This is a genomic window from Bradyrhizobium sp. JR4.1 (genome assembly GCF_040548605.1).
GTDB lineage: Bacteria > Pseudomonadota > Alphaproteobacteria > Rhizobiales > Xanthobacteraceae > Bradyrhizobium > Bradyrhizobium canariense.
Window position 1 is genome coordinate 12458 of sequence record NZ_JBEPRY010000030.1, and the last position, 19390, is coordinate 31847.

General features: G+C 63.9%; 17 protein-coding genes and 1 tRNA gene. 14 read left to right on the plus strand and 4 right to left on the minus strand.

Features of this window, described 5'->3' with window-relative positions:
* Window positions 1–154: 154 nt before the first annotated feature.
* The 8 genes from ABIB90_RS35970 (at window position 155) to ABIB90_RS36005 (ending at window position 7789) form a co-directional block, all read left to right on the plus strand.
* On the plus strand, window positions 155–1000 hold the full coding sequence (locus tag ABIB90_RS35970) for an outer membrane protein (protein ID WP_007596720.1): 846 nt from the start codon (window positions 155–157) through the stop codon (window positions 998–1000).
* Window positions 1001–1167: 167 nt separating this feature from the next.
* The gene (locus ABIB90_RS35975; protein WP_354169418.1) at window positions 1168–1989 is read left to right on the plus strand and encodes an outer membrane protein; all 822 of its coding nucleotides are present in this window, start codon (window positions 1168–1170) and stop codon (window positions 1987–1989) included.
* Window positions 1990–2063: 74 nt separating this feature from the next.
* The gene (locus ABIB90_RS35980; protein WP_354202446.1) at window positions 2064–2654 is read left to right on the plus strand and encodes a glutathione S-transferase family protein; all 591 of its coding nucleotides are present in this window, start codon (window positions 2064–2066) and stop codon (window positions 2652–2654) included.
* Between the two features lie 24 nt (window positions 2655–2678).
* Window positions 2679–3143, plus strand: a complete 465-nt coding sequence (locus ABIB90_RS35985) for a GNAT family N-acetyltransferase (protein WP_354202447.1) — start codon at window positions 2679–2681, stop codon at window positions 3141–3143.
* A gap of 174 nt (window positions 3144–3317) precedes the next feature.
* Entirely contained in the window at window positions 3318–3509 is a 192-nt protein-coding gene (locus tag ABIB90_RS35990; protein ID WP_354202448.1) for a hypothetical protein, read from the plus strand.
* 79 nt (window positions 3510–3588) lie between these two features.
* Entirely contained in the window at window positions 3589–4761 is a 1173-nt protein-coding gene (locus ABIB90_RS35995) for a phosphoserine transaminase (RefSeq protein ID WP_354202449.1), read from the plus strand.
* A 112-nt stretch (window positions 4762–4873) separates the two neighbouring features.
* Window positions 4874–6463 carry a phosphoglycerate dehydrogenase gene (gene serA, locus ABIB90_RS36000; protein ID WP_204512347.1) on the plus strand — a complete coding sequence of 530 codons (1590 nt, stop codon included), beginning with the start codon at window positions 4874–4876 and terminating at the stop codon, window positions 6461–6463.
* A 153-nt stretch (window positions 6464–6616) separates the two neighbouring features.
* The gene (locus tag ABIB90_RS36005) at window positions 6617–7789 is read left to right on the plus strand and encodes a thiolase family protein (protein WP_275172497.1); all 1173 of its coding nucleotides are present in this window, start codon (window positions 6617–6619) and stop codon (window positions 7787–7789) included.
* 130 nt (window positions 7790–7919) lie between these two features.
* On the opposite strand, the gene ABIB90_RS36010 is transcribed toward ABIB90_RS36005, so the two are convergent.
* Window positions 7920–11321, minus strand: a complete 3402-nt coding sequence (locus ABIB90_RS36010; protein WP_354202450.1) for a PAS domain-containing sensor histidine kinase — start codon at window positions 11319–11321, stop codon at window positions 7920–7922.
* A 649-nt stretch (window positions 11322–11970) separates the two neighbouring features.
* On the opposite strand from ABIB90_RS36010, the gene ABIB90_RS36015 reads away from it, so the two are divergent.
* The 6 genes from ABIB90_RS36015 to ABIB90_RS36040 all read left to right on the plus strand — a co-directional run bounded on the left by ABIB90_RS36015 (window position 11971) and on the right by ABIB90_RS36040 (window position 16131).
* The gene (locus ABIB90_RS36015; RefSeq protein WP_007596705.1) at window positions 11971–12402 is read left to right on the plus strand and encodes a phasin; all 432 of its coding nucleotides are present in this window, start codon (window positions 11971–11973) and stop codon (window positions 12400–12402) included.
* Between the two features lie 341 nt (window positions 12403–12743).
* Window positions 12744–12820, plus strand: a tRNA-His gene (locus ABIB90_RS36020).
* A gap of 391 nt (window positions 12821–13211) precedes the next feature.
* Window positions 13212–13901 (plus strand): DNA adenine methylase, encoded by a 690-nt coding sequence (locus ABIB90_RS36025; RefSeq protein ID WP_354202452.1) that lies wholly within the window; start codon window positions 13212–13214, stop codon window positions 13899–13901.
* Window positions 13902–14124: 223 nt separating this feature from the next.
* Window positions 14125–14799 (plus strand): thiaminase II, encoded by a 675-nt coding sequence (gene tenA / locus ABIB90_RS36030; RefSeq protein ID WP_354202453.1) that lies wholly within the window; start codon window positions 14125–14127, stop codon window positions 14797–14799.
* Between the two features lie 321 nt (window positions 14800–15120).
* A complete protein-coding gene (locus ABIB90_RS36035) occupies window positions 15121–15642 on the plus strand; it encodes an Xre family toxin-antitoxin system antitoxin (protein ID WP_354202454.1) in 522 nt (173 codons plus the stop codon).
* A gap of 9 nt (window positions 15643–15651) precedes the next feature.
* Window positions 15652–16131, plus strand: coding sequence for an RES family NAD+ phosphorylase (locus ABIB90_RS36040; protein WP_219683703.1), 480 nt, complete (start codon window positions 15652–15654; stop codon window positions 16129–16131).
* Here ABIB90_RS36040 and ABIB90_RS36045 read toward each other — a convergent pair.
* From ABIB90_RS36045 to ABIB90_RS36055, 3 genes are read right to left on the minus strand one after another with little or no spacing between them, the layout of a single operon-like run.
* Window positions 16124–17068: an AEC family transporter gene (locus tag ABIB90_RS36045; RefSeq protein ID WP_354202455.1), complete on the minus strand. Its 945-nt coding sequence runs from the start codon at window positions 17066–17068 to the stop codon at window positions 16124–16126. The two genes, ABIB90_RS36040 and ABIB90_RS36045, sit on opposite strands and share 8 nt — an antisense overlap.
* A 6-nt stretch (window positions 17069–17074) precedes the next feature.
* Window positions 17075–18004 carry an HpcH/HpaI aldolase/citrate lyase family protein gene (locus ABIB90_RS36050; RefSeq protein WP_354202456.1) on the minus strand — a complete coding sequence of 310 codons (930 nt, stop codon included), beginning with the start codon at window positions 18002–18004 and terminating at the stop codon, window positions 17075–17077.
* Entirely contained in the window at window positions 18001–19167 is a 1167-nt protein-coding gene (locus tag ABIB90_RS36055) for a CaiB/BaiF CoA transferase family protein (RefSeq protein WP_354202457.1), read from the minus strand. Before ABIB90_RS36055 ends, ABIB90_RS36050 begins: the two co-directional genes overlap by 4 nt.
* Window positions 19168–19390: the final 223 nt, after the last annotated feature.

The window sequence follows — 19390 nt, forward strand, 5'->3', positions numbered from 1 at the left end:
AACGCTCGCGCCGCACGCGCGTGTGCAGTTAGAAAAAATCAACCTTAAAAATTAGGGTTAAGTGGCGCTTAAACATTTGCTGGCATCGTCCGGGCCGTGAGTTTCCAGAACGTGAGGCGCCGTATTTGCCTCACCGGCCAAAAGGACGAAGCCAATGCGTAGCGTTAAGTCTCTCCTTGCCGCGGGTGCGGCAACCCTGATCTCATCGATGGCGTTCGCCGCCGACATGCCGATCGCGGCGCCCCCTCCGATGTACGCGCCCCCGGCTCCGCCCGCCGATTTCGGTGGCTGGTATCTGCGCGGCGACGTCGGCTTCAGCAATCAGAAGACAAGCGATCTCCACTACGGTCGCGAGTCCGCCTATTCGCAGCTCACCTCGTTCAATCAGCAGGCGTCGTTCGACACGGCCGGCATCTTTGGGCTCGGCGCGGGTTACCGGTTCAACAATTGGTTCCGCGCGGACGTGACCGGGCAGTATCGCGGCAATTCGAATTTCAAGGGAACGGATCGTTTCACCGGAACCGCGGGCGGCGTGCCCTACAGCGGGATCGACAATTACAGTGCATCCAAGTCCGAATGGCTGGTGTTGGCGAACGCGTATGTCGACCTGGGCACCTGGTGGTGCATCACGCCGTTCATCGGCGCGGGCGTTGGCGGCGCACGCGTCTCCATCTCGAACTTCACCGACACCGGCATCAACGATCTTGCGTTCTCGACCGCGAGCTTCTCGAGCGCACCGACCGGTTCGAAGTGGAACTTGGCGTGGGCTGCCCACGCGGGTCTCGCATACAAGGTCAATCCCAACCTCGTCCTCGAACTTGCCTATAGCTATGTCGATATGGGTGAGGGGCAAACCGGTGTTTTGTCGACCTACACCGGGGGAACCACGGGCAACGTCTTCAAGTTCAAGGACATCACCTCGCACGACCTGAAGCTTGGCGTGCGCTGGAATCTCGACAGCCCGCCGGCCTACATGCCGCCGCTCGTCACCAAGGGCTGATCGTCAGCCTGATCGGTTAGGATTTCTTAACGGCGCGGGATCATCCCGCGCCGTTTTGCTTTGCGTATTTTTCATGGCGAACGGCGACGAAAGGCTCCGACGCAACCATTGGTTAAGGTTAACGAGCCATGATCACGAGCGAAAGTTCGAGTTCGATGGAGCGTTCGATGCGTAGGCTTTTGTTGGCGGCGGCGATGTTGGGGACGATCTCTGCGGCGCACGCGGCTGATCTCTCTGACCTGCCGATCCTGCGCGGCGGCTTCACAGACGGCTTGAGCAACTCCAACGTCAACTGGCAAGGAAGCTATATCGGCGCCCAGGGAAGCTACGGGACATCCGATATGAATTTCACCGGTTCTACTAGAACTGTTGCGGCTGCGTTGCTTGCCAATACTTCGATCGAAGCCGGCGGACAGGTATCGAGCTGGCCAGTGGGCGGCGGCAAGGTGTCATCACATGGTCATGGCTATGGCGCCTTCGCCGGTTACAACGGGCAATGGGACGATGTCGTGCTCGGCGTCGAGGTCAATTACATACATGGCAAGTTCGGCGGCTCGGCGACCGGCACCATGGGGCGCTCCTTTGTCGATCCTCTGGGTTTTCTGGACGACATCACGTACAAAAGCACGAGCTCGATAGCGATCTCAGATATGGGAACGCTCCGCATTCGCGGCGGCTACGCCGTCGGCTCTTTCTTGCCTTATCTGTTCGGAGGCATTGCACTTGGGCAAGCCAACATCACCAAGACTGCCGAGATCACCGGGACTCAGTTCAACCAGTCGGCGCCCTTTCAAACGATCAATGTCAATCTGTCCGCCACAGATGGTCTCTATAGTCACCTGATCTATGGCTACTCCACCGGTATTGGTGTCGATGCGATGCTGTGTGCAGGCCTGTTTCTGCGGGCGGAGTGGGAATACGTTCGCTTCACGTCATCGGTTGACACCAGTATCAACACCGTTCGCGCCGGCCTCGGCTACAAGTTCTGAAGGCACTGCGGTGTCGTCGGTTGACAGGTTTGCCTCGTCCTGATGCTCTGTTGCCGGAAGACGGGGCAGTAGCGATGAAGATCTACGGCGATACCAATTCCGGCAATTGTCTGAAGGTGAAGTGGGTCTGCGATAAGCTCGCGCTGCCCTATCAGTGGATCGAGATCGACACTCGCAAGGGCGAAAGCCGCACGCCGCAATTCCTGAGGATGAACGGCGCCGGCCAGGTGCCCACCGTCGCTTTCGACGACGGTCACACGCTGGCGCAATCCAATGCCATCATCCGCTATCTCGCGCGCGACAGCGCGCTCATTCCGCACGATGCCTTCACTGCCGCGAAGATGGACGAATGGCTGTTCTGGGAACAATACAGCCACGAGCCCTATATCGCGGTGTGCCGCTTCCAACTCGTCTATCTCGGCAAGGACGCCTCCGAGCTCGACCCTGAAAAGGTCAAGCGCGGCTACGCGGCGCTCGATCGCATGGAGCAGCATCTGGCGGCAAGCCGCTTCTTCGCCGGTGATGACGTTTCGCTTGCCGACGTCTCGCTGCTTGCCTATACGCGCGTCGCGCATGAAGGCGGCTTCGATCTCGATCGCTATGCCGCCGTCCGCCGCTGGATCGCCGAAGCCGAGACCTTTCTCGGGCTTCCCGGGGTGCGTTAGGCGCGCTGAGGCAGGAGTAACTCAATGAACGCCGAATCCGTTTCCATTCGTCCCGCGCGCCGCGAGGATGTTGCTGCGATCGTGGCGATGCTCGCCGACGATCATCTCGGGAGCGCACGCGAGCGCGTGGAAGATCCGTTGCCTGCGTCCTATTACGAGGCATTCGCGCGGCTCGAGCGCGATCAAAATATCCAGCTCGTGGTTGCCGAGAGCGAGGGCAGGGTGGTCGGCTGCCTGCAGCTCGCGATCCTGTCGGGTCTCAGCTCGCAAGGCGGCTTGCGCGGTTTGCTCGAAGACGTGCGCGTTGCTTCCGATTGCCGCAGCCGCGGCATCGGCGAGCAATTGGTGCAGTGGGCGATGACGGAAGCGAAAGCGCGCGGTTGCAATCTGGTCGAACTGCTGACGCATCAGACGCGAACAGATGCGCAGCGCTTCTACAAGCGACTTGGGTTCACGGCGAGTCACGTCGGTATGACTGTCCGCTTTTGACGCAGCATGCCGATGAGCGTTGCGCGATCAGCGAAATCGGATCGCGCATACGTTCATATTAAGAGCTGATAAACTACCCGTTCGACGTTCACGTGGAACCAGGAACGAACGGTGCTACGCGAGCGTCTGAAACCGGGCTCGGTCGGTTCGGGGATTTCGATGACAAGCTATTCGATGATCAAGGTCGGCAACGACTATGTCGTGCAGGCCAATGACAAATGCATTTTGAAAGTCGGCAGCCGCCGCCGCGCCGCGCAATTGATCACCGATGCCACGGACTTGTTGAACGCGCTCGCCGCCGTCGAATCCCCCAAAATCGCACCGGAGGCGCCATCACTCGCGCGTGAGGCCCCGGAACTTCCTTGACGACCCTTCCCGATTCCCGTATCAGCCGCGGCGGGACACCTCCCCCCAACGGGAGGCTTACTATCTGGAAGGGTAGACGATGACTGTAGCGAAGCCCGCTTCGCGGCCGAACGTGCCGCATTTTTCCTCCGGCCCCTGCGCCAAGCGCCCCGGATGGAATGCCCAAAATCTCAAGGACGCAGCGCTCGGCCGTTCGCATCGCGCGAAGGTCGGCAAGACCAAGCTCAAGCTCGCGATCGATTTGACGCGCGAGGTGCTCGAAGTGCCCGCTGATTATCGCATCGGCATCGTGCCGGCCTCCGATACCGGCGCGGTCGAAATGGCGCTGTGGTCGATGCTGGGTGCGCGGCCCGTCACCACGCTCGCCTGGGAATCCTTCGGCGAGGGCTGGGTCAGCGATATCGTCAAGGAATTGAAGCTCAAGGACGTCACCAAGTTCAACGCGGCTTACGGTGAACTCCCGGATCTCTCCAAGGTCGATCCGAAGTCCGACGTCGTCTTCACCTGGAACGGCACCACCTCGGGCGTGCGCGTGCCGAACGCCGACTGGATCAGCGCGACCCGCGAAGGCCTGACCATTTGCGACGCCACCTCGGCCGCGTTCGCACAACCCCTCGACTGGGCCAAGCTCGACGTCGTCACCTTCTCCTGGCAGAAGGCGCTCGGCGGCGAAGCCGCGCACGGCATGCTGATCCTGTCGCCCCGCGCGGTGGAGCGGCTCGAAACCTACAAGCCGGCCTGGCCGCTTCCGAAGATTTTCCGCGTGACCAAGGGCGGCAAGATCAACGAAGGCATTTTCGTCGGCGAGACCATCAACACGCCGTCGATGCTCTGCGTCGAGGATTATCTCGACGCGCTGAACTGGGCCAAGTCGATCGGCGGCCTGAAGGCGCTGATCGCGCGCGCCGACGCCAACACCAAGGTGCTGGCCGACTGGAAGGCGAAGACGCCCTGGATCGACTTCCTCGCCAAGGACGCCGCGATCCGCTCCAACACTTCGGTGTGCCTGAAGTTCACCGATCCCGCGATCACCTCGCTCTCCGAGGACGCGCAGGCCGACTTCTCCAAGAAGCTGGTGGCGCTGGTCGAGAAGGAAGGCGCGGGCTACGACTTCGCCTACTACCGCGATGCGCCCGCCGGCCTGCGGATCTGGTGCGGCGCCACCGTCGAGGCCAGCAATGTCGCGCTGCTGACCCAGTGGATCGACTGGGCTTTTGCCGAGACCAAGGCCGCGCTCGCCAAGGCGGCGTAGGTTTCTTTCTTCGCTTCTCCCCGTAAGAACGGGGGGAGGGAGAAGTGCTCCGAGACATTCATCCAATCCGGTCTAAGGCCCTTCCCTTGAGGAAGGCAGAGGACACATTCCCATGACCAAACCCAAAGTTCTCATTTCCGACGCGCTCTCTCCCGCCGCCGTACAGATCTTCAAAGACCGCGGTGTCGAGGTCGACTTCCAGCCCAACCTCGGCAAGGACAAGGACAAGCTCGCCGAGATCATCGGCAATTACGACGGCCTCGCGATCCGCTCGGCGACCAAGGCGACCGCGAAGATCCTCGAGAAGGCGACCAACCTCAAGGTGATCGGCCGCGCCGGCATCGGCGTCGACAACGTCGAGATTCCCGCCGCCACGGCCAAGGGCATCATCGTGATGAACACGCCGTTCGGCAATTCGATCACGACCGCCGAGCACGCCATCACCCTGATGCTGGCGCTGGCGCGCGAGATTCCGCAGGCGGACGCTTCGACCCAGGCCGGCAAATGGGAAAAGAACCGCTTCATGGGCGTCGAGATCACCGGCAAGGTGCTCGGCGTCGTCGGCTGCGGCAACATCGGCTCGATCGTCGCCGACCGCGCGCTCGGCCTGCGCATGAAGGTGATCGCGTTCGATCCGTTCCTGTCGCCGGAACGCGCCAGGGACATCGGCGTTGAGAAGGTCGAGCTCGACGATCTCTTGAAGCGTGCCGACTTCATCACGCTGCACACCCCGCTGACCGAGAAGACCAAGAACATCATCGACGCATCCGCGATCGCCAAGATGAAGAAGGGCGTGCGCCTGATCAACTGCGCCCGCGGCGGCCTCGTCGACGAGCAGGCCGTGGTCGACGCTTTGAATTCCAAGCACATCGCAGGTGCCGCCTTCGACGTCTTTGTCGAGGAGCCCGCCACCGCGAACGTGCTGTTCGGTCATCCCAACGTGATCTGCACGCCGCATCTCGGCGCGTCCACCACCGAGGCGCAGGAGAACGTCGCACTTCAGGTCGCCGAGCAGATGTCGGATTACCTGCTCACCGGCGCGATCTCGAATGCCGTCAACTTCCCCTCGATCACGGCGGAAGAGGCCCCGAAGCTGAAGCCGTTCATCGCGCTCGCCGAAAAGCTCGGCTCGTTCGCCGGACAGCTGACCGAGAGCGGCATCCTCAAGGTGGAGATCACCTATGAGGGCCACGTCGCCGAGATGAAGATCAAGGCGATCACCTCCGCCGTGCTGTCCGGCCTGCTGCGGCCGATGCTGGGCGAGGTCAACGTCGTCTCCGCGCCCGTCGTCGCCAAGGAGCGCGGCATGGTGGTGGACGAGATCGTCCGCGCCGCCCAGAGCGACTATGAAAGCCTGATCACCGTCACGGTCACCACCGAGCGGCAGGAGCGGTCGGTCTCGGGCACGGTCTATGCCGACGGCAAGCCGCGCCTGGTCGACATCAAGGGCATCCGCGTCGACGCTGAATTTGGCAAGTCGATGATCTACGTGACCAACGAGGACAAGCCGGGCTTCATCGGCAAGTTCGCGAGCCTGCTCGGCGATGCCAAGATCAACATCGCGACCTTCCATCTCGGCCGCGTTGCGCCGGGCTCCGATGCCATCGCACTGATCGAGGTCGACGGTGCCGTGCCGGCGGATCTGCTCGCCAAGGTGCAGGCCCTGCCGCAGGTCAAGCAGGTCAAGGCGCTGACGTTCTGATACGCCGACATATTCCGACCCGCGGAACAACGCCGCCCTCTCGCGAGGGCGGCGTTTTTATTTCTCCCGCGACCGCTGGACATTGTGTACCAATGGCGCCGAGAAGACGTCGACCGACGCTCCGTTCAAAATCGTTCGAAAAGGGAGAAAACAATGCGTGAAGCCGTCATCGTTTCCTATGCACGCACGGGCCTCGCGAAATCCGGCCGCGGCGGGTTCAACATCACCCCGCCGATGTCGCTCGCGGCCCACGCCATCCACCACGCGGTCGATCGCGCCGGCGTCGAGAAGGACTATGTCGAGGATTGCTATCTCGGCAATTGCGCCCATGGCGCGCCGAACATCGGCCGCCAGGCCGCGCTGCTGGCAGGAATGCCGAAATCGACCGGGGGCGTCTCGGTGAACCGGTTCTGCTCGTCCGGTCTCCAGACCATCGCGATGGCCGCCAACTCGATTCGTTCGGACGGTTCCGACTGCATCGTCGCAGGCGGCGTCGAGAGCATCTCGATGCCGGGCGGCGGGACTCCGAAAGAATCGATCGATCCCGAGCTGCTCAAGACGGCGCCGGCGATCTTCATGGCGATGATCGACACCGCCGACATCGTCGCCGAGCGCTACAATCTCAGCCGTGAATATCAGGACGAGTATTCGCTGGAGTCGCAGCGCCGCATGGCCGCCGCGCAGCAGGCGGGCAAGTTCAAGGACGAGATCGTCCCGATGAAGACCAAGATGAAAGTGGTCGACAAGGCGACCAAGGCCGAGTCGATCGTCGATTACGTCGTCGACCGCGACGAGTGCAACCGACCGGAGACCACGCTGGAAGGTCTCGCCAAGCTCGAGCCCGTCAGGGGTCCCGGCAAGTTCGTCACGGCGGGCAACGCCAGCCAGCTGTCGGACGGTGCCGCGGCCGTGGTGCTGATGGAAGCCAAGGACGCGGAGAAGCGCGGCCTCAATCCCATGGGCCGCTTCGTCGCCTGGGCGGCGGCGGGTTGCGAGCCGGACGAGATGGGCATCGGCCCGATCTTTGCCGTGCCGAAGCTGTTGAAGCGTCATGGCCTGAAGATCGACGACATCGATCTGTGGGAGCTCAACGAAGCCTTCGCCAGCCAGTGTCTCTATTCGCGCGACAAGCTCGGCATCGATCCCGACAAGTACAACGTCAACGGCGGCTCGATCGCGATCGGCCACCCGTTCGGCATGACCGGCGCGCGTCTCACCGGCCACATCCTTCAGGAAGGCAAGCGCCGCAAGGCCAAATGGGGCGTCGTGACGATGTGCATCGGCGGCGGCCAGGGCGGCGCGGGACTGTTCGAGATTTATAGCTGAGACAGACGACAGGACTGCGAAGGGCACGGCGCCGCAAGCGCCGTGCCCTTTTGTTTGGGCGATTTGTGCTTGTGGGCTCTCTCAACGCGGGTCGTCCCGGGCCTTCGCCGGGACGACGATGTGGCGAAGGCTAAGCCTGCGCCAGCGCCGGTGCGAACACCACCTCGATCAGCGAGCCGGAGTTCGCCGCGCTCTTGATGTTGAACCGGGCGCGGTTGGCTTCGACCAGGGCCTTGGTCAGCGACAGGCTCAGCGCCGAACTGTCCTCGGCGTCGCCGGGCGGTGGCGTCCGGAACGGCTCCATCGCGGCGGCGACTTCGCGTTCGCTGAGGCCGTGGCCGGTGTCGCGGATCCGAAGTGCGACCTCGCCGCGGTCGGTGAGGGCGGTCGAGACGATGACCTGGCCGCCGGCGCTGGCGAGCCGGATCGAGTTGGAGATCAGGTTCATGGTGATCTGCCGCATCGCGCGCGCATCCGCGCTCACCTGCGGCAGCGCATGGCCGAGCGAGGTGCGGATGATGATGCGCTCGCGATTGGCCTGCGGCTGCATCACGACCACGCAGGCCTCGACCAGATCGTTGAGGTTGAGGTTGGCGAAGTTGAGGTCGAGCTTGCCGGTCTCGATCCGCGACAGCTCGAGCAGGTCGTCGATGATGGCGATGACGCGCTCGCCGGAGGCGCGGATGTCCTTCATGTACTCGCCGTAGCGCTCGTTGCCGAGCGTGCCGAAGCGTTCCGAAATCATCACCTCCGAGAAGCCGATGATGGCGTTGAGCGGCGTGCGGATCTCGTGGCTGATCCGCGCCAGCATGTCGGCCTTGGCATTGGCCGCGCCGTCGACCAGGCGTCGCGCCTGCGTCAGCTCGCTCTCGCCCTGCTTGCTGTGCGAGAGATCGCGGAACACGGCGAAGAAGTTCGGGCCGTCGGGCCGGGTGCGGCCCATGATCATGGCGAGCGGAATCACGCCGCCCTTCTTCTCGCGCCCCAGCACCTCGCGGCCGTGGTCGAGCAGGCTCGCGATGTCCTGGCTCTTGAGGTTTTCGAGATAGTCGATGACGACGTGCTGGCTCTCCGGCGCGAACAGCGTCACCAGATTCTGCTGCATCAGCGTCTCGCCGTCATAGCCGAACAGCGCCTCGGCGCTGCGGTTGCAGGCGTGGATGTTGCCTTCGGCATCGAACATCACGATGCCTTCGGCTGTGGTGTCGAGGATCGCGGCGAGATCTTCCGCGTCCGCCTCGCCGACGTCGGGCTCGGGCTCGGGCGGGAAGGTCTCGGGGACAATGGTCTCTGCGATCACGGTCTCCGCAACGACGGGCGCAGCGGGTGCTGCTTGCGGCAGCGCGCAGATCAGCGCGTGCGCGCTCTCGCCGTCCCAGTCGATCGCGTGCAGATGCGCTTCGGTGGTCGGCAGCGGCGCCTCGCCATTGGCGAGCGTCGCGCTGATCGTGACAGGCGTGCCTGCTTGCGACGTGCTGCTGGCCGCGGAGACACCCGGCTCGACATAGAGCGCATCGAGCCCGCCGGCGTTCTCCAGCTCGCTCAGGCTGGCATAGCCCATGCGCGCGAGAAACGCGGGGTTGGCGTAGAGCAGGCGGTCGAGCCGGTAGATCAGGATGCCTGATGGCAGCAGGTCGAGCAGCGCGCGGTCGCGCGGGCTGTGGCCGTGCGCCGGCGGCGCGGGCGCGGTCAGCCATTCGGCCGGCGCGTGCGGCGTCTCAGGCTCAGACTTGGGCTCGGGCTCCGGCGTCGGCGCTTCGGGCGTGATCTCGGCATCCGGCGGTTCGGCCGATGCCGCGATGGTTTCCTTGTCGCGCTCGAGGCGCTCGGACAATTGCCGGGCGAGCTCGTTGAATGCGCTGTTCTCGACCGGCGTCAGCGTCGGCGATCGCGTGTCGCCGGGCGCGCGGAACGGCAGGACATTGGGAGGCGTTTCCACTGGCGTTTCCGGATCGGTTGGATGTGAATTCGCGTCGGTTGGGGGGTCGGGCAGTTTAGCTTCAGGCTCAGGCTCAGGCTCAGGTGCGGGCGGTTCGATCGGCGGAGGCGGCGCCTCGGGCTCCGGCTCGACCATATCGGCGGACAGGCTTTGCGGCGCCGTCGGTTCGGCCAGCAGCTCAAAACGCCTGAGCGCATCGAGCCGGTTGAGGCCATCGAGATCGCGGCAGACGCCAAATCCCCTGAAGCCCGCGAAGTTGCGGTCGCCGTCGTAAACCGGAAGTCCGGCAAGTTCGACCGGCAGATGCTCGCCGCCGTCGGCCGGCCAGTTCACGGTGATCCCGGCCCAGGTGTCCTTGCTCGCAAGCGCCTGCGCCACGCGGCTTTCAGGGTCGAGCGCGAATGCGTCGGCGATCTCGCGCCAGGGGCGGTCGAAGCCGGCGGCCGTGCGCGGACCGATCAGGCGGATGAATTCGTCGGACAGAAGCACAAAGCGGCCCTCTGCATCCACCTTCCAGAGGAAGCGCAGCGGATGCTGACGCGGTGCGGGCGGCTCTTCGTGGCCCGACGGCGGCTCGACCATGCCGGTCACGGTCGGCGCGGCCTGCGGCGACACCATGGCTTCGGCCGAGTTTTCAACCGGAGTTTCTGGCGCGGCCTCGGCCGCTTGCTCGACGGCTTGCTGGATCGTCACGATCTCCGTCGCCGGCTCTTGCGCGGGCGGATCGTGCGCGATCGTTGCTTCCGGCGCGTCGACCGGCTCGGCGAAGGCGTCGAACAGCGCGATTTCGGATGGCGCCTGGTGCGACGGCGCGGCTTGCACATGCTCCGGCACGGCGGCGGGAGCAGGGGGCGGCGCGGGCTCAGGCTGAACGATGTGTTCGCGCGCGACCTCTTCAGCGGCCCCGGCTTCGACCTCATCAGTCGCAGCCGCCGCCTGCTGCACGGCAGGCTCGATCAGCGCGACCAGCCCGACATCGGCCCCACTGCCGACCCGCTGCAGCACCATCTGGCCGATGCCGATCGGCGTCTCGGCGCGACCCTGGCGAAGCGCATCGCTGCGCGCCCGGTCGAGGCCTGCTTCGCCGAGATCGCGGAAGCCGAGCAGGGTGCGGGCCGTTTCGCTGGCGCCGACGAACAGGCCATCGGGCGCGAACGCCGCCATCGGCGTCTTGGCGCCGTCGACGAGACGAAGCAGGCGCTCGACCAGCGGCATGGTGCGCAAGCCCGGGTCCATCGCGGTAACGAGCACAGCGCGGCCGCCATCGGCGAAGTCCAGCCGGGCACAGGCGCAGGTCATCAGCGTGCCGAGCCGCGCGCCGAAGCCGCGCAGCCGTTCGAGCCGGATCGCGCCGTTCGCAGGCAGCCGGCCGGCAAGCCGGATGATCTGGCGGCGGTGGCTGTCGGCGGGGCCGAAAATCTTCTCCGCCAGCGCCGTGGCATTGGCCGCGCCGAACAGTCTTGCCCCGACCGGATTGGCCCAGAGCACGCGCGTGCCGTCGATCGACCAGAGCCAGGCGGGCAGCGGCGAGGTCGCGTGCACGGCCAGCCGGGGATCGCCCACGCCTCGCAACTGGAAATCCGAACTCGTCATCCGACCGGCTTCGCGTCCCGCTTGTGCGCATGGCTGCCGGGAATGGCAGCCTTAAGAAAGGGTTAGTATCGCCCGCAGCCGCGGGCAGGTCCACGTCCCAAGCCTAGGCGGCAAGGCCTAAAGCCGCGATAACCTTAATGTCCCCAGGCCCGCAAGGCGTGCTGGCGCTGCATCCGCAGGATTCGCGCGTGCGGATGGTCGATCGCATCAAGCCGAGCTAGCGCCCCACCCCAACTGCGTTCCCTCCCCCCTTGTGGGGGAGGGCTAGGGAGAGGGGTAAGCCCAGCAAAAGGTGTCAGTCGTTGCCCTGAGGCCCAGAGCGCGACGGCCAGAATCCCCGTGTGGCACCCCCCTCCCTGACCCTCCCCCACAAGGGGGAGGGAACGGAGAGAGCGCTGCTGGCCGTCGCAAACCCCCTCAACCACCGGTTCCCCTGCCCGGGAACCTCATCCTCCCCGAGATTAAATTTTGCAATGCACCCTCCAAACCCGTTGCGTTGCACAATGTTGACATTTTAGGCAGCCATGGTCCCCGCGCTGGGCGAGCCATCATTCGTTTCGTGTTTCCAGTCTTCGCACCCGTCACCCGGTTGGCCGGCGGGCGCGCCTGAAGGCTCACTCCGTTTTTTCATTAGTGTGAGGGACAAACCATGACAGGTGCGACTGATCCGTTTTCTGCCTCGATCATTCCGTTCGAGGTCCCCGAGCAGATGCGTGCGTTCGCCGAAAAGGGCGTGTCGCAGGCCCGCGAGAACTACGCCAAGTTCAAGGACGCCGCCGAGACCCACAACGGCACCGTCGAGGCCGTGTTCTCTTCCGCCCACAAGGGCGTGAGCGAATACACCGCCAAGCTGATGGAGTTCGCGAAGGCCAACACCAAGGCCCATCTCGACTTCACCCAGGAGCTGTTCAGCGTGAAGGCGCCGCAGGATGCGTTCGCGCTGTGGACCAACCATTCCAAGGCGCAGCTCGAGACCTTCCAGGCCCAGGCCAGGGAGCTCGCCGAGATCGCCCAGCGCGCTGCCACTGCCGCCGCCGAGCCGATCAAGGCCTCCGCCGCGAAGCTCTACCCCGCCGCCTGATCCGGCGCGGCCGTCTCAATTAAGAACCCGGGCCCAGAGCCCGGGTTTTTCTTCACCTCTCCCGCTCATGTCCGCCGAAGCCTTGGCGAAGGCGGATGCGGGAGAGGCCGGGAGAGGGCTCTCTCCTCACGGGGAGTGTCGCCGCCAAGCGGGCGAGGGGAGCGCAACCTCGCTGCGGTCGCCATCAAGCCTGATTTCATTGCGCTGAGGGTGATTTACCCCGGGTTTTCGTCCGTTTGCGGCCTTGCCAAAAACGCCCGTTGCACCTAGTTTCCGCCCCGTCCAGCCCCCCTCGGTGACCGGCCCTATCAAGGGCGCCCAGAGGCGCGGCTCGCAAGGATGCAGTTGTAGCTCAGTTGGTTAGAGCGCCTGTCTGTGGAACAGGAGGTCGGTGGTTCGAGCCCACCCAACTGTACCAGTAAAATCAACAAGTTAGCATCGGCCGCGGTTTATTCGTCCCTTTTAGGTAGCGAATTTAGGTAACGGACAAGCATTGTCCGTACGCTTGCGCTTGATGTCGTGACGGTTAGCAAGGCCCAAGGTTGTATTGACAATCATGCTCGCATCGCGAGCAGTGACCCCTGAAGGGACTTGGGGAGAATCACTCGCATGGCGAGGAAGAGAAGAGGGGCGATCGCTGCACGAAGCAAGCAAGCAGCTGTATCAGAAGTTCCCACGCCGAAAGATCAGCCAGTACTAGGCAGCGTGATCGGCGAAAAGCAGCAGCGGATAACCGAGTACAAGCGTCGCAAGCCAAGGGTCCTTCAAAAAAGGATCAGTCCAGGCGATGTCGAGGCTCGGGTGAACGATTGATTGATTGTTATCTCACGGTCAAGGCGGACCCCGATGGCGTTTGGCGATATCTCCGTGAGTTCAAGCGCGATCATTCGGACAAGTTCTACTATGAGATAAGGAATGCCGCTTTTCGAAGTCCTGCGAAGACAGCGGCGCAATTCATCTATCTTAACCGCACATGCTTCAATGGCATTTATCGGGAAAACTTGCGTGGTGTGTTCAATGTGCCTCGCGGAACGAAGGATTCGGTGATTTTCCCCGATGACGATTTCAATGCGATCTCGAAGCTTCTAAAGCCGGTGCAGTTATTGTCAGGTGATTTTGCAGGCTCGCTCCAGGCTGCGAAAAAGGGGGATTTTGTTTTCGTTGATCCGCCCTACACCGTGCGACACAATTCTAATGGGTTCGTGAAGTACAATCAGAAGATTTTTGATTGGAAAGATCAAATCCGACTGCGAGATGAAGTTAAGGCGGCTGCATCGCGAGGGGCAAAGCTTCTCATTACCAATGCGAACCATCCCAGCATCGTTGAGCTTTATGATGGGATCGGTTCTGCAGCCGCGCTGAATCGCGCGAGCGTGATATCCGGAGATTCCACGTCGCGCGGTAGATATTCCGAGCTTGTAATAGCTATTGGGTACGAGCCGAAAGAGCCCGCCGTCTCTCGGGCTCCGGGAAGAAGCGAGAGACGGCAGGCTTATTGATCGCGGGTGATGCTCGCGATCAGATGGCCTGCCGCGCCAGGAGATTCGGTTCGGCCGCAGCGAATTACGGTGACAGTGCACAAACTCTCGACGCGGAGAGTACCCTGTCCGCAACTGCTCAAGGCCGGCTTCGTCCACGGTCACCGTAGCTCCCCGGTCCGCAATGCGCTATCGGTAGCTTGCCAAAGACGTTCATGGACAAGCACCCCGGGCAAAAAACATCGTGAGTTTCTTCGAGCGTCTCAAGACAGAAGCATCCGTTGAGTGGCGGGCTTACACCGAGCATCCCTTCACGAACGGATTGGCAGACGGCTCGCTCCCCGAAGCGGCGTTTCGTCACTACCTCGTGCAGGACTATTTGTTCCTCATCGAGTTTGCTCGCGCCTACGCGCTCGCGGTCTACAAGTCGCCCCGACTTGCCGACATGCGTGAAGCAGCGGCCGGACTTTCGGCCATCCTCGATGTCGAGATGAACCTGCATGTGAAGCTCTGTGCCGAGTGGGGCCTATCGCCGACCGACCTTGAACAGGCCCCTCCGGCGGCCGAGATGCTGGCCTATACACGCTACGTGCTCGACGCGGGAATGCGCGGCGATCTGCTGGCACTCAAGGTGGCGCTCGCCCCCTGCGTGATCGGGTATGCGGAGATCGCGACGCGGCTCGCCTCGCGACCCGATGCGGACGCAGCGACGAATGCCTATCGCGTCTGGATCGCCGAGTACGCCGGCGCGCCGTACCAGGAGGTCGCTGCCAAAGCGCGGGCGCACATGGAGCATCTCGCCGATCTCTACGCCACGCCGGCCCGCGAGGCGGAGCTGGTTGCGATTTTCAAGGAAGCCACCCGACTCGAGGCGGACTTCTGGCAGATGGCCTGGCGCGCGGGCCAGCGTGTTCAATAGCAGGCATTGTCTGAGCTTCCCGACATGAGGTCGCGAGAGCACCGCCGCGCTTGAATCCGGCAGCCCATGTGCTTAAATGCCACTTGGCTGTATTTTTTAGGCGTTTGGCATTACGGCGGACCAATGGCAAAGAACGAGCGGACTGGCAAAGGCGTTGGTTCAACCTCCCGCGGGCTTCGTGCCCCCGGCTCGCTGACCAACAAACAGATCAAGACGATCGCGGCGGCGGCCCTGACCCGGCGGCCTGACCGCAAGCCATCATCGAAGCCGACGCACAAATCTCCTCCCGACAAATCGCGCGGGGGGGCGGCAATTGAACGCTTGTTCGCCGCCGAGCAGGACCACACCTATCAACCGCAAGCCGGCGCCATTGTCGTGCAGGGGCATTTCGATGCGGTCACGGGGCTCTCCACCGTCACCGACGCGCCTTCGCTCGGGCTGGGCAGGGGCGGGGTGGATGAATCGCAGCCGTCGGCCGAGCTGTTCAATGTCGTCATCGACGCCAACAGCCTGTTTCGCATCGAACCTGCCGCGCTCAAGCGCCTCGCCAATTACAGCGACGACGAAATTCACGCGCTTGTCGTGCCGAAGCGCACACTGGCGCGGCGGCTGTCGGAGGGCGAGCCGCTGACGGTCGAGGAGACCGACAAAGCCGTGCGGCTGGCGCGGGTTGACCGATTGGCCGCCAACGTGTTCGGCGAGCCTGCGAAGGCGCACCGCTGGTTGCGCAAGCCCAAGAAGTTGCTTCGCGGGGAAACGCCACTTGCTTACCTCGCGACGGAGGCGGGCGCGCGCGTCGTCGAAGAGATGCTGCACCGGATCGATCACGGCATCCTTGCGTAAGAATTTGGCGTGAGGATCTGGCGGATCTCCAACTTCGACGATCTGTCTGGCGTGGGCGGCCTCAAGGCCGACGGCCGCTGGCATGATCGCGGCCGGCACGCGGTCTACGCAGCGGATCATCCGGCGTCGGCACTGCTCGAAGTGATGGTGCATCTGGAAATCGATTTCGAGGACCTGCCGACGAGCTACCAACTGCTCGGCATCGACGTGCCTGATGACCTCGCCGTCGAGACGGTGAGCCGGGCCGACATCGAGAGTATATCGCCGGATTGGGCTGACGATCCCAGGGTGAGCCGCGACGTGTTGCGGACCTGGTTCACTGAGGTGCGCACGGCGATGGTGTCGGTGCCATCGGTCATCGTGCCATTCGCGCAAAACTACCTCATCAATCCCAGGCACAAGGACGCGGCGCGCATCCGCGTGGCGCATGTCGCGCGCTATCCCCATGACCTCAGGCTGTTCGGCCAATGGCCGGCCAACGCTACCTAACCCCCGCCACCACCCACACCACCACCGGCAACGTCACCGCCGCCAGCAGCGTCCCCAGCGCCACCGCGCCCGATACCGGGTTCACCAGCCGCTGATACTGAACCGCGAAGATGTATGCATTCGCGCCGGTCGGCATGGCCGCGAACAGCACGACGACGCCGGCCGCGAGCGGCGGCAGGTCGAGCAGCTTTGCCAGCACGAAGGCGGCCGCCGGCATCGCCAGCAGTTTGAGTGCGCTCATCACGACGACGCTCAACATCTCGCCTTTGACCTCGAACCGGAACAGGTTGATGCCGAGCGCGATCAGCGCCGCCGGCGATCCCGCCTGCGCCAGCAGCTCGACGGTCCGGTCGACGACCGGATGAAGGCCGAGGCCGGTGAGGCGCCAGACGAGGCCGAAGCCGATCGCGAGCATGATCGGGTTACGGGCGAGATCGCGCAGCACCGGCACGATCAGCGACGCCGCCGAGGCGGTCTGCTTGCGGTCCACCAGCTCCATCTGCAGCGTGCCGCAGAGCCAGAGCAGCGGCGTGTTCACCGACAGGATCAGCGCCATCGGTCCTGCCGCCTCGTTGCCCAGCGCCGACAGCGTCAGGGGAATGCCGAGCATCACGATGTTGCCGTAGACCGATCCGATCGCGAACACGACGCCGTCCTCGCGGTCCTCGCGCCGTTGCCGCAGCAGTGCCGAGAGGACAAGCGCCGCGATCGAGGTCAGCGCGAGCGCGCCGTAATAGGCGCCCCACATCCTGTAGGGGCTGACGCCGGAAAATTCCGAGACGACGATGGTGCGGAACAGCAGCGCGGGAATCGCGATGCTGAAGGCGAACTCGCTGATGCCCTTGTGCGCGGTCTCGGAGACGAAGCGAAACAGCACCGCGGCATAGCCGGCCGCGATCAGCGCGAACACCGGCGCGACGATCAGCACGGTGGCCATGCGCCGCTACGACCCCATCTCGATGATCCTGCGCGCCATCCGAACATTGGCATAGTCGATCATCTTGCCGTCGAGTGTCACCGCGCCCTGGCCCTGCGCCTCGGCCTGCTCCATGGCCTCGACGACCCGCCGCGCGTGCGCCAGTTCGGTGTCGGAGGGGACGAAGGCCCGCAGCGTCGGTTCGATCTGGTCGGGATGGATCACCTGCTTGCCGTCAAAGCCCATCGCGGCGGCCTTGAGCGCGCTGCTTTCCGTCAGTCTGGCATCGCGGAACGCGCCGCACGGACCGTCGATGGCGCGCAGGCCAAACGCGCGCGCGGCCACCAGCAGGCGCATCATCGGATAGGCGAACAGGTCGAGCGGAGCGGAGGCATAGCCGCTCTGGGCGGAGCCCACGTGCCGGTAGCCGTCCGGCGAGGCGCCGATTTCCGAAGAGCGGGCGCCGATCGAGGCGGCGAAATCGCCGACACCGAGATGAAGGGCGGCGACGCTTTGGTGCGCGGCGGCGAGCGCGTCGACATTGACGAGACCCAGCGCGGTCTCGATCAGCAGTTCGAGGGCCACAGGCGAGGGGCGACCAGGCGCGGCCGCGCGCAGCTGATCGGCAATGGCGGCGATGTCGCTCGCGCGCTCCGCCTTGGGCACGATCACCGAATCCAGCCGGGGGAGCGCCGCGAGCTTGCGGATTTCCTGTGCGATGAAGGGGCTGTCGACGGCGTTGAGCCTGACCGCGACGACCTTGCTGCCCCAATCCAGCGAGGACAGCGCCTGCGCAGTTTCCTCCAGTGCCGCGCTCTTCTCGGACGGTGGCACGGCGTCCTCGAGATCCATGAACACCGCATCCGCGGCCGAGGCGGCCGCCTTGGCGACGAGACGGGAGCGATGCGCGGGAGCGGCCAGATAGACCCGCGTCGGCCGTAGACGGACCATCGTCATGTCTCCTTTGCGAGACCGAGCTCGCTGAGGATGGATGGGTTGTGCTGGCCGACGTCAGGCACCGGATCCATCCTGGGCGACAGGCCCGGAATGGTGAGAGCCGGCAGGAAGCTCATCACCGGGCCGCAACGAGTGCCCACCGTTTGCACCCGGGATCGGGCGCGGAGCTGCTCGTGCTCCAGGAACGCCTCGACCGAATTCAGATGTGCGTTGGCGATCGAGGCCTCGTCGAGCAGCCGCAGCACCTCGTCACTGGTCATCGCCGCAAAACGCTGCTCGATATGGACCTGCAGATCGTCCCTGTTCTGCATGCGCAGCGGATTGGTGCGGAAGCGGGGATGGTCGGCAAAGGCGGCCTCGCCAAGCACAATGGCGCACAGCGATCGCCATTCCCGGTCGTTCTGGATGCCGAAGAAGATCGTGTTGCCGTCGCCGACGCGGAAAGGGCCATACGGCGCTATCGTTGCATGCCTTGCCCCGGTTCGCGGCAGCGGGCGGCCCGTACTCTGCGTGTAGAAGGCGGGATAGCTCATCCAGTCCGTAATGGAATCGAACAGCGAGGCCTGGAAGGCGGTGCCCTTGCCGGTGCGCTCGCGGCGATACAGCGCCATCAGCACGCCGTTGAGGATGTACATGCCGGTGGCGATATCGACCACGGAAAGTCCGACCTTGGCGGGCTCCGCCTCGGTGCCGTTGATGGCGAGGACGCCGGCCTCGCACTGCACCAGGAGATCGTAAGCCTTCTTGTTGCTGTAGGGTCCGCCCGTACCATAGCCCGAAACGTCGCAGGCGATGATCCGGGGATACTTCCGCAGCAGCGATGCGGCATCGAGGCCCAGCCGCTCCGCCGCGCCGGGCGCCAGGTTCTGGATGAAGACGTCGGCCTGCGGCAGCAGGGCGTCGAGCACCTCCTGGCCTTCAGGACTTTTGATGTCGATGGCGAGGCTCTCCTTCGACCTGTTGGTCCAGACGAACTGGCTCGACATCCCGTTCATCACATGATCGTAGTCGCGGCAGAAATCGCCATCGCCCGGCCGCTCGATCTTGATGACGCGCGCGCCCCAATCCGCAAGATGCCGGCTGGCAAGAGGAGCCGCGATCGCCTGCTCGAGCGAGACCACCGTCACCCCCGACAGCGGCAGCTCCGCCTCATTCCGCTCCATGCAATCGTCTCCGCTCCCGCTCACGCTTTTGTCCAGCGCAGGAGACAAGCCGACCACCCCACGCACGTTCTGTGATGATGGCATCATGCTCCTGTTTTGCCCGACGAGTCAAATCGATTTCGTAAAATCCGTAAATCGCGATCCGTAAAGTTCAATCGTCACATGGACTTGGCTACTGTGCATGGGGTTGTTTTCGCGTTTTTTGTTTTAGGGGGCCCTGTTG

Bases quoted from the DNA above. Each gene is read 5' to 3' on its own strand.
- ABIB90_RS35985 (WP_354202447.1), top strand. From the start codon at position 2,679: ATGAACGCCGAATCCGTTTCCATTCGTCCCGCGCGCCGCGAGGATGTT.
- ABIB90_RS35970 (WP_007596720.1), top strand. From the start codon at position 155: ATGCGTAGCGTTAAGTCTCTCCTTGCCGCGGGTGCGGCAACCCTGATC.
- ABIB90_RS35975 (WP_354169418.1), top strand. From the start codon at position 1,168: ATGCGTAGGCTTTTGTTGGCGGCGGCGATGTTGGGGACGATCTCTGCG.
- ABIB90_RS36055 (WP_354202457.1), bottom strand. From the start codon at position 19,167: ATGGAGCGGAATGAGGCGGAGCTGCCGCTGTCGGGGGTGACGGTGGTC.
- ABIB90_RS36005 (WP_275172497.1), top strand. From the start codon at position 6,617: ATGCGTGAAGCCGTCATCGTTTCCTATGCACGCACGGGCCTCGCGAAA.
- ABIB90_RS35990 (WP_354202448.1), top strand. From the start codon at position 3,318: ATGATCAAGGTCGGCAACGACTATGTCGTGCAGGCCAATGACAAATGC.
- ABIB90_RS36050 (WP_354202456.1), bottom strand. From the start codon at position 18,004: ATGACGATGGTCCGTCTACGGCCGACGCGGGTCTATCTGGCCGCTCCC.
- ABIB90_RS35995 (WP_354202449.1), top strand. From the start codon at position 3,589: ATGACTGTAGCGAAGCCCGCTTCGCGGCCGAACGTGCCGCATTTTTCC.
- ABIB90_RS36015 (WP_007596705.1), top strand. From the start codon at position 11,971: ATGACAGGTGCGACTGATCCGTTTTCTGCCTCGATCATTCCGTTCGAG.
- ABIB90_RS36010 (WP_354202450.1), bottom strand. From the start codon at position 11,321: ATGACGAGTTCGGATTTCCAGTTGCGAGGCGTGGGCGATCCCCGGCTG.
- ABIB90_RS36045 (WP_354202455.1), bottom strand. From the start codon at position 17,068: ATGGCCACCGTGCTGATCGTCGCGCCGGTGTTCGCGCTGATCGCGGCC.
- serA (WP_204512347.1), top strand. From the start codon at position 4,874: ATGACCAAACCCAAAGTTCTCATTTCCGACGCGCTCTCTCCCGCCGCC.
- ABIB90_RS35980 (WP_354202446.1), top strand. From the start codon at position 2,064: ATGAAGATCTACGGCGATACCAATTCCGGCAATTGTCTGAAGGTGAAG.